Annotated in this window: 9 protein-coding genes; 8 read left to right on the plus strand and 1 reads right to left on the minus strand. The window is 57.1% G+C overall.

What is annotated here, in order from left to right; all coding sequences use genetic code 11:
• The first annotated feature begins 17 nt into the window (after window positions 1–17).
• The 8 genes from CUR33_RS19915 to pelG all read left to right on the plus strand — a co-directional run bounded on the left by CUR33_RS19915 (window position 18) and on the right by pelG (window position 13,177).
• Entirely contained in the window at window positions 18–680 is a 663-nt protein-coding gene (locus tag CUR33_RS19915) for a TetR/AcrR family transcriptional regulator (RefSeq protein WP_160085822.1), read from the plus strand.
• A gap of 331 nt (window positions 681–1,011) precedes the next feature.
• Window positions 1,012–3,819: a bifunctional glycoside hydrolase 114/ polysaccharide deacetylase family protein gene (locus tag CUR33_RS19920; RefSeq protein WP_289240722.1), complete on the plus strand. Its 2,808-nt coding sequence runs from the start codon at window positions 1,012–1,014 to the stop codon at window positions 3,817–3,819.
• Window positions 3,797–7,402, plus strand: a complete 3,606-nt coding sequence (locus CUR33_RS19925) for a tetratricopeptide repeat protein (RefSeq protein ID WP_289240723.1) — start codon at window positions 3,797–3,799, stop codon at window positions 7,400–7,402. Before CUR33_RS19920 ends, CUR33_RS19925 begins: the two co-directional genes overlap by 23 nt.
• A 27-nt stretch (window positions 7,403–7,429) precedes the next feature.
• On the plus strand, window positions 7,430–7,948 hold the full coding sequence (locus CUR33_RS19930; RefSeq protein WP_289240724.1) for a penicillin-binding protein activator LpoB: 519 nt from the start codon (window positions 7,430–7,432) through the stop codon (window positions 7,946–7,948).
• Window positions 7,949–7,953: 5 nt separating this feature from the next.
• The gene (locus tag CUR33_RS19935; RefSeq protein WP_289240725.1) at window positions 7,954–9,321 is read left to right on the plus strand and encodes a PelD GGDEF domain-containing protein; all 1,368 of its coding nucleotides are present in this window, start codon (window positions 7,954–7,956) and stop codon (window positions 9,319–9,321) included.
• Window positions 9,299–10,288: a tetratricopeptide repeat protein gene (locus CUR33_RS19940; RefSeq protein ID WP_289240726.1), complete on the plus strand. Its 990-nt coding sequence runs from the start codon at window positions 9,299–9,301 to the stop codon at window positions 10,286–10,288. The genes CUR33_RS19935 and CUR33_RS19940 overlap by 23 nt, the downstream gene beginning before the upstream one ends.
• The gene (gene pelF, locus CUR33_RS19945) at window positions 10,285–11,805 is read left to right on the plus strand and encodes a GT4 family glycosyltransferase PelF (protein ID WP_090250189.1); all 1,521 of its coding nucleotides are present in this window, start codon (window positions 10,285–10,287) and stop codon (window positions 11,803–11,805) included. The genes CUR33_RS19940 and pelF overlap by 4 nt, the downstream gene beginning before the upstream one ends.
• 1 nt (window position 11,806) lies before the next feature.
• A complete protein-coding gene (pelG, locus tag CUR33_RS19950; protein ID WP_090250186.1) occupies window positions 11,807–13,177 on the plus strand; it encodes an exopolysaccharide Pel transporter PelG in 1,371 nt (456 codons plus the stop codon).
• Here the strand turns inward: pelG and CUR33_RS19955 are convergent.
• Window positions 13,174–14,160 carry a hydrolase gene (locus CUR33_RS19955; protein ID WP_289240727.1) on the minus strand — a complete coding sequence of 329 codons (987 nt, stop codon included), beginning with the start codon at window positions 14,158–14,160 and terminating at the stop codon, window positions 13,174–13,176. The two genes, pelG and CUR33_RS19955, sit on opposite strands and share 4 nt — an antisense overlap.
• Window positions 14,161–14,335 lie beyond the last annotated feature (175 nt).

Raw genomic sequence — 14,335 nt, forward strand, 5'->3', positions numbered from 1 at the left:
GTCGAGATCGAGCCGCTATGTCCGTCCCACTGAAAACCCGCGAACGCATCATTCAGGAAAGCCTGGCGCTGTTTAATGCGCAGGGTGAGCGCAGTGTCACCACCAACCATATCGCGGCGCACCTGGGGATTTCGCCGGGTAACCTGTACTACCACTTCCGTAACAAGCAGGCGATCATCGCCGAGTTGTTTGCCCTCTATGAAAGTCAGGTAGATACCTTTCTGCGCCGTCCTGAAGGCCGTGCGCTGACGGTGCAGGACAAGACCTTTTACCTCGAAGCGCTGTTGGCGGCGATGTGGCATTACCGCTTTCTGCACCGCGACCTAGAGCACCTGCTCGACTGCGACCCTGAGCTGGCTGAACGTTACAAGCTGTTCTCGCAGCGCTGCCTACAGCGCGCGCAGGGTATTTATCAGGGCTTTGTCGAGGCCGGCATCCTGCTGATGGATGCGGCTCAAATCGAGGCGCTGACCCTCAACAGCTGGATCATCATGACCTCCTGGGTGCGTTTTCTCTGCACCACCCGCGGCAATCCTGGCGATCTGAGTCAAGAGATGCTGCGTCGAGGTATCTATCAGGTATTGGCGCTGGAGGGTGGCTATATAGCGCCGCAGGCGCGTGATGCCGTAGAGGCTCTTTACTCCAAGTTGTATGTGCCGTTGCAGCGAGTAGTGAGTTGATTTATTGATGCGGGGCTGGTGGTTTGCGCGTTTTATTAGAAATGAGGGTCTTTACTGGCGATGCGTCGTCGGGGTCGCTGCTGCCCAGCTAGCTTGAGTGTAAATTTAAAGTTAGTTGAGTGTTTTAAGCTTTAGTGAATTAAAAATAATATTAACTTTATATCTTATGGGTGGCTTGTCTTTGCTATAAGTTTGGCGTCATTTGTATGGCGCTGGTGTATTAACTTGCGCTGCTTGTATCTGTTGTGAATAATGGCTTTGCATTTTATTGCGCTCTATTATATTCGAGTGTTTTTTTAAGGTTAACCAAGGTCGGTTTTAGTTAATTCGTATGGCTATTAGATTTAACCGTTTTTGGAGTCGCCAGCTGCTTAATGTTTTGGGCGCTTGGGTGGCCTGTTCAGGCTGTCTTTCTTCAGCTTATGCGTCCTCTGATGTGCCGCAAAGTGTCGCGTTCTGGTACGCCGCCAATCCGCCATTTAGCGAGCTTGCTCAGTTCGACTGGAGCGTGCTCGAGCCCGAGCACGTCCAGAAAAAAGATGTGGAGTTGCTGAGGGCTCAGGGCAGTCAGCCGTTTGCCTACTTATCCGTTGGTGAGTTTCACGGCGACTTGGCCGTGGTCGGTGAGGGTGCACAGGCGTCGACTGAAAAGAATGTGCGCAACCAAGCCTGGAATAGCCAGGTGATGCGGTTGACATCCCCGGTGTGGCGGGCGCATTTGCTAAAGCGCGCAGCTGAGCTTCGTGCCGCAGGGTATTCAGGTCTGTTCCTCGACACCCTCGATAGCTTTCAGTTGCTGCCTGAAGATGAACGAGAGGCTCAGCGCCTTGCCCTGCGAGATTTTCTTGCTGAGTTGCACCGTCGCGAACCCAGCTTGAAGCTGTTCTTCAATCGCGGCTTTGAGGTGTTGCCCGAGTTGCCGGGTGTTGCTGCTGCCGTGGCGGTTGAGTCAATTCATGCCGGCTGGGATGCTTCAAGACGCTCATACCGCGTCGTGCCTCAGGACGATCGTGATTGGCTTGAGTTACACCTGCAGCCATTGCGCGCTCAGGGTATTCCGCTCGTTGCGATTGATTATTTGCCGCCAGAGCGGCGCGATGAGGCTCGCGAGCTGGCGCGGAAGCTGCAGTCTGAGGGCTTTATTCCTTATGTCACCCTGCCTGACCTGAATTACCTGGGGGTCAGCTCGATCGAGGTGCAGCCGCGTCGAATTGCGTTGATCTATGATCCCCGTGAAGGGCCTATGGAGGACAACCCAGGCCATATCTCGTTGGGTGGATTACTCGAGTACCTGGGTTATAGGGTGGATTACCTGCCCTCAGATGCATTGCCTGTCGGGCCGATGAGTGGGTTGTATGCAGGCGTTATTACCTGGATGACCAGTGGTTCGCCCGCCAATGCCCAGGCCTTTAATCAGTGGCTCATTGCACGCATGGACGAGCATATCCCCCTGGCGATTTTTGCGGGGTTGCCGACTGAGAACGATGGCGTACTCAAACGCCTGGGGCTGCGCTTCATGTCTGCGCCCTTGAGCGGAACGGCGGAAGTGGTCGAGCACGATGCTAAATTGTTGGGTAGCTTCGAGGCGCCGCTGGTTGCGCGCAGCCGCGATTTGCCTGCGTTGACTGTGCTTGATGGGGATACTCAGCCAGTGCTGGCGCTGAAGGGCCGTGAGCCAGGTGTTTACACGCCAGTGGCGATCGGGGCGTGGGGCGGAATTGCACTGTCACCTTATGTGTTCGAAGAGGCGCAGGGGCAGCGCCGTTGGATTCTCGACCCCTTTGCCTTCTTGCAGCGTGCATTGCAATTGCAGGTCATGCCCAGGCCCGATGCCACCACTGAGAATGGTCGCCGCATCGCCACTGTGCACATCGATGGCGATGGATTCGTCTCTCGCGCCGAGATACCCGGTACGCCTTATTCCGGCGTTGCCGTCCTCAAGGAGTTCATCCGGCCCAATCCCTTTTTGACTTCTGTCTCGGTGATTGAGGGCGAGGTCGGGCCGCGGGGCAAGTACCCTCACCTTGCTCGTGAACTTGAGCCAGTTGCCCGGGAAATCCTGGCTGACGATAAAGTAGAAGTGGCCACACACACCTTCAGCCATCCTTTTTTCTGGCAACCTGAGTTGGCTGCAAAGCGTGAGGGCTTCAACCCGGAATATGGCTACATGATGGCGATTCCGGGGTATGACAAGCTGGATTTCACGCGTGAAATTGTCGGGTCACGGGACTACATCAATCAGCGCCTCACCACGGCTAAAAAACCAGTGAAAATGGTGTTCTGGTCGGGTGATGCCATGCCGGATGCTGCCACCATCAAGCTGGCTTACGACAGCGGCCTGGCCAACGTCAATGGCGGCAATACGGCATTGACCAATGCCTACCCATCGCTCACAGGCCTCTACCCGCTGATTCGACCGACTGCGGGGGGGCTTCACTACTACGCACCGGTGATTAACGAGAACGTCTACACCAACTTGTGGACCGGTCCGTATTACGGTTTCCGCGGGGTGATGGAAACCTTCGCGCTGACCGATAAACCACGCAGACTGCGCGGGCTTCACCTGTACTACCACTTCTACTCAGGCACTAAACAAGCCTCCATCAAGGTGATGCACGATATTTACCGTGATATGCAGGATCAGCAGCCCATCTCGCTGTGGATGAGCGATTACATTCCACGCATGCATGGTCTCTATCAAGCCAGCTTGGCCAAGCGCAGTGATGGGAGTTGGCAAATCCGCGCGATGGACGGGTTGCGTACTGTGCGACTTGACCCAGCAATGGGTTGGCCTGATCTGCGTCGTTCTGAGGGTATTGCTGGTGTGCGTGATCTGCCCCAAGGCCGCTATGTTCATTTAAGCCGTGACCACGCTGTGCTGGTCTTGCGTGATCAGCGCGATCCGCGTCCATCGCTTGAACAAGCCAGCCTGCCATTGTTGGCGTGGGATTATTTGGATGATCAACGCGTGCGCCTGTCGTTCGCGGGCAACCTGCCGTTGAACTTCAGTGTTCGTGCAACTGGCAGTTGCAGCCTGGTCGTGGCGGGGAAAACATACGCTGGACTTCAGCGGCAGGGGTTATGGCATTTTGATGTGCCACTGAAGCAGGTGCTTGATGCCCAACTCACCTGCCGTTAAAACCAGGCGTTTGCTGAGCCCATGGACCCTGTTGCTGGTTGCTCTACTCGTCGGTGGCCTGCTGGTGTTGGTCTATAAAGGCGAGGATGCATTTCTGCCAGACGGCAAGCAGCCAGATGCCGTATCGATCAACTATTCGGAGCTGCTGCTTGAGGCGCACCCTCAAGACCAGGCGCTGCGCCTCAGCCTGATTGAGCAATTGATTGCCTTGGGTGATTACCCACGGGCACGCAGCCATTTGCTCAAACTCACCCCCGCGGGAGTAGACAGTCTCCCTTTTTACCGTGCTGAGCTTGATGCTTTGCAGGCATTGGCCGATCCGCAAGGTATTGAACCTTCCCTCAAGAAACAGCTGATTGAAAGCTTTGCTGCGCTCGATCGTTCGGTGTTGTCCGATGCTCAACGATTGCGTATGGCGAAATATGCCTTAGCGTTGGGTGCGCCGGCGCTGGCGGCGCCAGTTTATGCTGAATTGGCAGCACGTGACCCCGCGCGTCATGTGGAATGGCTCGGCGAGGCCGCGAAATGGTATCTCGCCAGTGGTAACGCTCAGCTAGCCGCTGATTTGTACTTGGAGTTGATGGCGTCCGCAGCCACCCCAGATGCGCGTATGGCCTTTCTTGAGCAGGCTTTCTATAGCTTGTTGTCCGCAGAGCGCGGCGAGCGTGCGGTGGAGTTGCTCAGTCAGCACATGCTTGAGTTGGACGGAACAGACACTGTTCTGTTGGAGGCAGCGGTGAGGGCCTCCGTCGGCAGTCATCGTTATGATTTGGCCGAATTGTTCGTGGAGCGCTGGCGTTCCCAGCGTCCTGAAGATCCTGAGGCGTTAGCCGTGGAAATGCGGCTGCACCTAGCCGCCGGTGACCTTGAGCGTGCGTGGGCGACCGGGCAGGTGTTGCTCCACGATAGACCTGATGACCTTGAACTGTTGTCGCAAATGGCCAAGCTGGCGGAGTGGACCGCACGGCCCCAGGACGCACTGCGTTATTGGGTGATGGCCTTGCAGCTCGCAGAGGATGCCGCCATGCGCGAGCATGCCTGGCGCCTGGCTGCCCAGCTGTTTGACTTTGATCAAGCAATTCCCTTGTTGGCACAGTTGGCGCAACAGCGCCGGCTAACCGATGAAGAGCTGGATGCATTGGTTTACAGCCATCAATCGCGGGGTACACCTGAGCAGGGGGAAGCCTGGTTGCGCAGCTATGTGCGGCAGTACCCGGAGCAGAAGATCGCCTGGGTGCGTCTGCAGCAGATTCTTGAACATACCTTGCAATATGAGCAGGAGTCCCACTTGTGGGCCGAGATAGATAAACGCTTCGGTTTGACCATCGAACAGCGGGTACGGTGGGCGGAAGTGGATTGGGCGCGGTTTGATGCGCCTGCGGCCTGGGCTGTGCTGGATGCTATCGATAATACTCAGGTGGAAAGCAGCGATTACTGGTTTCTGCGCGGTAACCTCGCCTGGGAGCTGGAGCGCGACGATGATGTGCGTGCTGCATACGAGCGGCTCTTGGCGCTGGATGGAACGCTAGGCAGTAATGCCGAAGAGCGTCTGATCCATATTTATACCCAGCAAGCCCCCGAAAAGGCCTTGGCTCTGCTGATTCAGAGTTGGCAGCGTAATGCGGATCCAAGACGGTTGAGCAGTGCGCTAAGCCTGGCGGAACAATTGGGGGAGTGGCAGCAACTGCAGGCGCTGGTCGACCAAGCCAGCCGCTCGCCTAGTGGTGCTCGGCAAGCCTCGGTGTTGAGCGCGCGTGGCGTGCTCGCCAGCCGGAGCGGGCGAATGGATGAGGCCGAACGTATTTATCGCCTGGGGTTGAGCCTATACCCGGATCAGAACGTATTTCGTCAGCGCTTGCTTTGGCTGTTTATTGATCAGGGTCGCCGAGATGAACTGCCGGTTTTGCTGCAACAATGGCGGGCTTTAGCTGCCAATGACGGTGAACTGTGGCTGCCATTCGCCAGTGCCAATATGCTGTTAAACCGCACTGGGCCGGCACTGGGCTGGTTCAGAATGTACCTAAAGTTGCGCCCTAGTGACTGGTTGGTTCAGTCCGCCTATGCCGATGCCCTAGAGGGTGCGGGCTATGCGGACAAGGCCTTGCGCCTACGCACGTTTCTACTGTCGCGCATCAAGCCTGGGCAATTGGCAGGCAATCCTGAACGTTACAGCATGTACTTGCGCCTGTTAGGCGGTACGCAGTCTATGCGCAGTGCCGAGCGCCAGGCGCTGATGTGGCAGGACGGCTCGTTGCCAATGTTGCAAGTCTGGTTCACTCAGTTTCTCACTCAACTTGATGCCAGCAATCAGGCAGCGTTGAAAGATCAATGGCTGGCCTGGGCGCGCAGTCAAGGGCTGAGCATCAGTCGCTATGAGCAGCTACAAGAAGCGCTACGTGCGCAGAACCGCCAACAGCTTGAGCATCTGCTTGCGGAAGGTGGTCTTGACCCCTCTCAGCGTGTCGAGGCGCTAACTCGCTTGGGTCGCAGTGGTGCGGCACTAGGTGAAGGCTTGGCCAGTCTGTCGGACGAACAGGTCTCCGGTGTGCGCCAGCAGTTGCTGCGTCAGACTGTGGAACTGCACGAACGCATGCCGCAGGGCATGCAGCTTGGCTGGATGCAGCGTGACTTTGGCGGTATTGACCTGTACGGCCCGTCGCTGCAACTAGCCCGGCACCTAGGTAACGACTGGTATGCCGACGTGAGGCTCAGCCAGGCGCAATATGACGGTGAGACGCTCGACAGTGATGTGCTGGGTCGCGAGAGAAATGCCAAGTTGATGTTGCAGCGTGAACTGAGCGATGGCGCTTTTGCCCTGACTTTTGACGGCAGTTTACGCACTGATGAGGATCGCCTGGGGTTAGGCGTTTTGCGTTCGTGGCAGGTGTCCTCGCGTGATGAACTGCAGCTAGGACTGGACTGGCATCGGGAAACTGATCAGGGTGGACTGATGCGGGCATTGGGCATGCGTGATGGCCTGAATGTCAGTGGACGGCACAGCTTCTCAGCGCGTGATCAACTCAACTGGTCGCTGGGGCATCAGCGGTTTGCGACGCGTCAGGGCGATGCGATTGGCAACGGTGAAGAGTTCAACCTCGAACTCACGCATGCAGTGTTTTTTGAGGGGCCCGCCTGGTTACTGCGCAGCGGTGTGAACTACCAGAACAACCGTTTAGAAAGTGGTATTGATCCCGATCTTCTGAGCACACGGCAGGAGATTGACGAGGAAGGTGACACCATCAGTGTGCCCAATGGCGGGCCATTGAATATTGAAGATGCCGTGGCGAGTGACCTGCTGCAGGAGCGTTTCGGCCAGTTGTATGTCGGCAGCACTTGGCGGCGTGGTTTTCCCGGTGCACTGAACCGTGGGCGCGCTCAGTACACCTGGCTGGTCGACGTACTCGCAGGTTGGCAGTGGACCGAGCAAGAGTTCAATTACGCAATCAATACCGGCTTGGGTGTGGAAGTGTTGGGTGATGACGAGCTGGCCGTGACCTTCGGTTACCAATCGGCACCGCGCAGTGGTGGTGGCGAGGCGGGTGGGACTTTTGGTTTGACCTATAGCGCCCGTTTTGGGCGTTGATCAGAGATTTAACAGGAGAAATACACGATGTTATCCATTCGCTGCCTGGCCCTGATGGCCGTTGCACTTTTGGTCACGGGCTGTTCAAGCTTCACCCGCGAAGCGAGTGAATCGCTACCGCGTGACGCACAGTGGGGGCTGCTGCCGCTGATCAATTATTCCCAAGCACCGCAAGCGGGTGAGCGCAGCGAGCACATTTTGCTCAGTGTGATGGCCGAGGAGGGATTGCGCCCACGGCTGTACCCCGTCGTTACGCAAGACGAAATGCCCCTGCTGGATGATCGTGAGCGCTTTAATCAGGCATTGGCGTGGGCGCGTCAGGAAAACCTTGATTACGTTGTCAGCGGCAGTGTTGATGAATGGCAATACAAAAGCGGCCTCGACGGTGAGCCAGCCGTGGGTATCAGCCTGCAGATCATCGAGCCGAACAGTGGCCGTGTAGTGTGGAGCAGCAGTGGCGCTCGCGCCGGCTGGTCACGCGAAAGCTTGGCAGGGACTGCGCAAAAAGTGTTGCGTGAGATTATTGGCGATTTGTCGCTCGAGTAATTGTTATGGACTCGGCGCACAAGGATTTCACGCTAGCCCCACGTGCCAGTTCGCACGTTTCGTGGCTGGAAACACTGATACTGACTGGGCTGGGACTGGGCCTGGGGTGTTGGCTGTCACCTCATGATCCAATGTTGGTACACAACACTTTCCCGTGGTTGGTGTTGGCGCCCCTGTTGCTGGGTATGCGCTATGGCTTTATGCATGGCCTGATCAGTGCGGTGCTGCTGGTGTTGGTTTTGTTTGCCTACCGCGCGAGCGGTTATGTGGTGTATCAGGACATACCGGAGTCGTTCATCGTTGGCGTGCTGATTACCGGCATGCTGGTGGGGGAGTTTCGCGACATCTGGGAGCGTCGCCTGGAACGCCTGGACATGGCCAACGACTATCGGCAGCTGCGCTTGGATGCGTTTACGCGCACGCACTACATGCTACGGATCTCTCACGACCGCCTTGAGCAGCGTGTGGCTGGTAATGACCGCAGCTTGCGCAGCTCGTTGTTAGGCTTGCGCAGCCAATTGCGTGCGTTACCCCGTGGTGACGATGCGTTGGCCGCGCTCGCTGAGTCGATCATGAACTTGTTGGCACAATATGGCTCGTTCCATGTCGCGGGGTTGTACCGTGTAGCTCCCAGTGGTCAGCTTGAATTGCAACCACTGAACAGCTTGGGTGCGGGCAAACCCATGCGGGCAGATGATTTGCTCGTCAAGCTTTGCCTGGAACGCGGTGAGTTGCTAAGTGTGCGGGAAGACCTGTTAGAGCGTGGTGAGAGTCGCGAGCATTCCCAGTACCAAGCGTGCATTCCCTTGGTCGACACCGAAGGTCGGATCCTGGCGCTGCTGGCTGTTGAGCAGATGCCGTTTTTCTCCTTTAACGACAGAACCTTGAGCCTTTTGGCGATTCTAGCCGGACACATTGCCGACTTGTTGTTGAGTGATCCGCAGGCGCTTCAGCTCGAGGACAGTGATGCCCAGGTGTTCAGTCAGAACCTCAAACGTTGTTTACATGATGCCCAGCAGCATGGCCTTGATGCCTATTTGTTGGGTTTCACCGTGGGCCCGTCAGCGCACCGTGAGGAATTGTTGAACCTGCTCGAAAGCAGTCAGCGCGGACTGGACCTGCAGCTCAAGTCTGTTGATCAGTCGAATCCCTGCGTGTTGGTGTTGCTGCCACTGACATCGGCTGAAGGCTCCAAGGGTTACCTGCAGCGTCTGCACAGCATGCTCACTGAGCGTTTTGGACTGGGGCAGACGCTGGAAAGTCTCGGTGTACGCACCCACCACTATGACATCGGCGTCGGGCGTGAGCGCGAAGCATTGCGTCACTTCCTATTCAATGAGTGTGGGTTCGATGATAAGCAAGTGGCTGTTTAGCGGCGCCTTTGTATTTGAGTTAGGCAGTTGGGGGGCGTTGTTCCAAGAGATGTCTATCGGCGCAGCCGCGCTGCTGTTCGTTTCTGCCCATGGCATCAGCAGCGCGCTGCTGGCGGCCGGTGTCTGGTTGTTACTGCCAAATCGCTACAAATTTCCATTGCCGTGGAGCCCGCTGTTTATCTTCAGCCTGTCTTTCTTTGTCCCGGTACTTGGCGCTATTGGGGTGGCCATCGCGGTCTTTCCGGCGCTGTACATGCCGCGCACGCAAAAAGAACAGGCCTGGGATGCGATTGGCGTCCCTGATCTGCCGTTTCGTCCGCAAGAACGCAGCCGTGACTTGATGTTCCAGGACGGTGGTTTACAGGACGTATTGCGCCATGCACCCAGTGCGCAAAAGCGCGTGAGTGCCTTGTTTGCCACCCGACGGATGCCCAGCAAGGACTCGATCCCCATTCTCAAGCTGGCGCTGCGCGACCCTGCGGATGATGTGCGATTACTGGCCTACTCGATGCTTGATCGGCAAGAAAGCGAGATCAATCACCGTATCCAAGTGTCACTGCAGCAACTGGCCGATGCGACCGGTACTCACAAAGCCGCTGTGCATGCCACGCTGGCGCGCTGGTATTGGGAGTTGGCCTACCTGGGGCTGGCTCAGGGCAGCGTGTTGGAGCATGTACTCAAGCAGGCGCGTGAGCATGTCAACAGTGCCTTGGCGCAGGGTGCGGGCGACGACAGTCATCTTTTGGCTGCACGGATCTCCATGGAAATGGGCGATCTTGAAAGGGCGGAGCAGCATTTGCTGGACGCTCAAGCAGCAGGCATTGATTTAGAAAAGCTGCTGCCGTTTATGGCTGAAATTGCGTTCTCCCGCGGCGATTACACCGCGATTGCGCAGCTGCTACGACAGCTCCCCGAGGACATGCTGACGCGGCCGCCCTTTGCGGCCCTGGCGAGATACTGGTTATGAAAACTCCTGCAGTTGAGGCACCTATTGCAGATATCTGTCTATTGCTGGAAGGGACTTGGCCGTATGTCCGTGGCGGGGTATCTAGCTGGGTCAACCAACTGATTCTCGGCCTGCCTGAGCTGACCTTTTCGGTATTTTTTATTGGCGGTCAAAGCGGTGCGTATGGCAAACGCCAATACGCTATTCCGGCGAATGTCGTGCATATCGAGGAACATTTCCTCGAAAATGCCTGGAAGCCCGGTGATGCGGTCGTTGCCGCCAAGCGTGAGGGACCGCGTCAGCTGATGCGTGACATGCACGTCTTTCTCCATCATCCAGATGAGCCCAGCCTGGAGCAAGGTCAGGCCATGTTGGAAAACCTCGCCAATGGCGCGATGAGCCTGGACGATGTGCTGCACAGCCGCGCTAATTGGGAGGCCATCACCGAAGGCTATGTGCGCCACTGCAGCGACCCTTCGTTTGTGAATTACTTCTGGACACTGCGAACCATGCAGGCGCCGCTGGTGATGCTGGCTGAGGCTGCGCGCAAGCTGCCGCGTGCGCGCATGTTGCACTCGATCTCAACGGGCTATGCGGGTCTGCTGGGCAGCATCCTGCAGCACCGCTGGAAGTGTTCCTACGTGATCAGTGAGCACGGCATTTACACCAAGGAACGTAAAATCGACCTGGCTCAGGCGAATTGGATTTCCGAAAGCCCGGATGAAATGCTGCGCACCGGCCTGGATGCTGAGGTCAACTATATCCGTCGGTTGTGGATCCGTTTTTTCGAGCGAATTGGTTTGCTGGCCTATCGGTCAGCCGACCCCATCATCGCGTTGTATGGCGGTAATCGCACTCAGCAGATTAATGATGGCGCTGACCCCGCGCGCACGCGGGTCATTCCGAATGGCATCTCGATGGAAGCCTGGAAAGACGCCATGCAACAGCGGCCTGAAGGCATTCCCAAAGTGGTTGGGCTGATTGGTCGGGTCGTGCCGATCAAGGACGTTAAAACCTTTATCCGTGCCATGCGGGGCGTGATCAGTGCCATTCCAGAGGCCGAGGCGTGGGTCGTCGGGCCTGAAGAGGAGGACCCGGAATACGCGCAGGAATGCCACAACTTGGTCCTGAGCCTGGGGTTGGAGGGTAAGGTCAAGTTCCTCGGCTTCCGCCGAATACACGAATTGCTGCCTTCTCTGGGCATGATGGTGTTGACGTCCATCAGCGAAGCGCAGCCATTGGTTATCCTCGAAGCATGGGCCGCAGGTACACCGGTTGTGAGCAGCGACGTGGGCTCGTGCCGTGAACTGATCGAAGGTGCGCCGGGTGAGGATCGCGAGCTTGGTATCGCCGGTGAGGTGGTGGCCATCGCAGATCCGCAGGCAACCGCGCGTGCGATTGTCGAACTGCTCAATAACCCGCAGCGCTGGCATGCCGCCCAGGCGGTCGGGCTGGAACGCGTCAATCGGTTCTACACCGAAACCCTTATGCTAGAGCGCTATCGCACCCTGTACCGCGAAGCCATGGAGGCTGTTTGATATGGCGGGTATTGGTTTTGAGCTGCGCAAGATACTGTCGCGTGATTCTTATTCGGCAACGTTGCGGGCATACCTCTATGCGGGCTTGATCAGTTCCGGACCCTGGGTGCTGTCGATCATCAGTGTGATGTTGATCGGGGTGATCAGCCTTGGGGTGGTTGTGCCGGACAATACCGTGCGGCAGTTCTTGGTCACGGTTACCTACTTGATGGCCAGTTCGCTGATTTATACCGGCGGCGCGCAGCTGTTTTTTACCCGCTTCATTTCTGACAGGCTGTTTGAGAAGAAGAACGACCGTATCCTGCCCAATCTGCTGGGTATCATGTTGATCGTCACGCTGTCCTCGGGTGTGCTGGCCAGCCTGGTCATGGGCTTTATGTTCGACGAGCCCTTTGCGTATCGCCTCTTGGTACTGGCCAACTTCGTAACGCTCTGCAACCTGTGGTTGGTGATCATTTTTCTATCGGGCATGAAAGCCTATAACCGCATTCTGCTGGTTATGCTTGTGGGCTATTCATTGATGGTGTTGTGCGCTTTTTTTCTGCGCTTTTTGCACATGAATGGTCTGCTGCTGGCCTTGCTGATCGGTCATGGCAGCCTGCTGTTTATGTTTCTGTTCGATATCTTGCGTGAGTACCCAGCCAAGCAACTCGTTGCGTTCGACTTTCTCAAGCGTCGTCAGGTTTTTATCAGCCTGCTGGTCACGGGCTTTTGTTACAACCTGGGCATCTGGATCGATAAGTTCATCTTCTGGTTCAACCCGCAGACTTCCAGTGAGGTTATCGGCCCGCTGCGCGCCTCGATGCTCTACGACTTGCCTATCTTCCTGGCGTACCTGGCCATTATTCCGGGGATGGCGGTGTTTCTGGTGCGCATCGAAACCGATTTTGCCGAGTGGTATGAGCGGGTCTACTCGGCGATTCGCGGCGGGCAGACGCTGCAGCATATTGGCGTACTCAAAGAACAGATGATTCTGGCCATCCGCCAAGGCTTGCTAGAAATCTGCAAGGTGCAAGGCTTGACCGTGGTCCTGCTGTTCCTCCTGGCGCCGGCAATGTTGGAGTGGCTGGGTATTTCAGCGTATTACCTGCAGCTGTTCTACGTTGACCTGATTGGGGTGAGTATTCAGGTGGTGTTTATGGCGTTGCTGAACGTGTTTTTCTACCTCGATAAGCGCGCCATTGTGCTGGAGCTTTGCGTGCTGTTTGTGGTGCTAAACGCTGCTCTCACACTGCTGAGCCAGTATATGGGCCCGACGTTCTATGGATACGGCTTCACCCTGTCGTTGCTGGTGTGCGTATTGCTCGGTCTGATGCGTCTCTCCAGTTCGCTTGAAGACCTGGAATACGAGACGTTTATGCTAAGCCGCTAAGCCGCTAAGCCGCTAAGCCACTGCGGAATGCGCCGTTCCAGGTAGTAACCTGGTTTGGTGAGGCTACCTTCGACAAAACCGACATGGCCGCCATTAGCGTGCAGTTCGAATTCGATGCTGGGTGATAGCTCGCTGGCTTCGGGCAGGCTGTGGGGGAAGACGAAGGGATCGTCGGCGGCCTGGATAATCAGCGTCGGTGTCTCGATCTGGCCGAGGAAGTAGCGGCTGGAAGCGCGGCGGTAGTAGTCCTCGGCATCGGCGTAACCGTGCAGCGGCGCGGTGATGCGCCCGTCGAAATCCCAGAAGGTGCGCATATTGTCCAGCGGGCCGAGTTTCTCCAGGGTGGACAGTCGGTCGGCCATGCCCTGGTGAGCAAACAGGCGCTGCTTGTCTTTCACGTAGGCCACCATCTCGCGCATAAAGTGGCTCTGGTAAACCCTGGAAAAGCCCATGCCGATGCGGTCGGCGCACTGATCCAGACGAAACGGCACCGACACTGCCGCTGCGCCCTGCAGTTGGCTGTCGGCCCCGGTTTCACCCAGGTACTTGAGCAGCACATTACCGCCCAGGGAATAACCCACGGCATAGATAGGCGCCATCGGCCGCTGGGCGCGCAGGTGGCGTACGGTTTCCGCCAGGTCCTCACTGGCGCCTGAGTGATAACCCCTGGCCAGCAGGTTCGGCTCGCCGGAGCAGCCGCGCCAGTTCAGCGCCACGCTGGCCCAGCCCTGGGCCGCCAGCTTTTGCTGCAATCCCAGCACATACAGAGAGTCGGATGAACCCGTCAGGCCGTGCAACACCAACACCAGCGGTGCATCGGCCTGATGCGGACCGTGCCAGTCCAGATCAAGAAAGTCTCCATCCTCCAGCCACAGCCGTTCGCGTGTGCGCTCAAGTTTCGCCGGTTGGCGACACATCGGGTTCCACAGGGTTTGCAGATGCGGGCCGGGCAGCCACCAGGCGGGTTTGAAGGGTGTGTGCATGACCAGATATCGATTGGGAAAGCGCTCAGGCTAGGGCCTTGGGCGGTGAAACGGAAGCGCTATGACTGGGGCGAATAACAGAACCTGACTTAGGGTGGGCTTGTTCTGCTTCCTGGTGGGTTGTGCCACATCCCGCTGGGGATTAAACCCTGCTGATCTGCACCGGCTCACCCAC

The sequence above is a fragment of the Pseudomonas sp. FEMGT703P genome (genome assembly GCF_002786345.1).
Lineage (GTDB): Bacteria > Pseudomonadota > Gammaproteobacteria > Pseudomonadales > Pseudomonadaceae > Aquipseudomonas > Aquipseudomonas peli.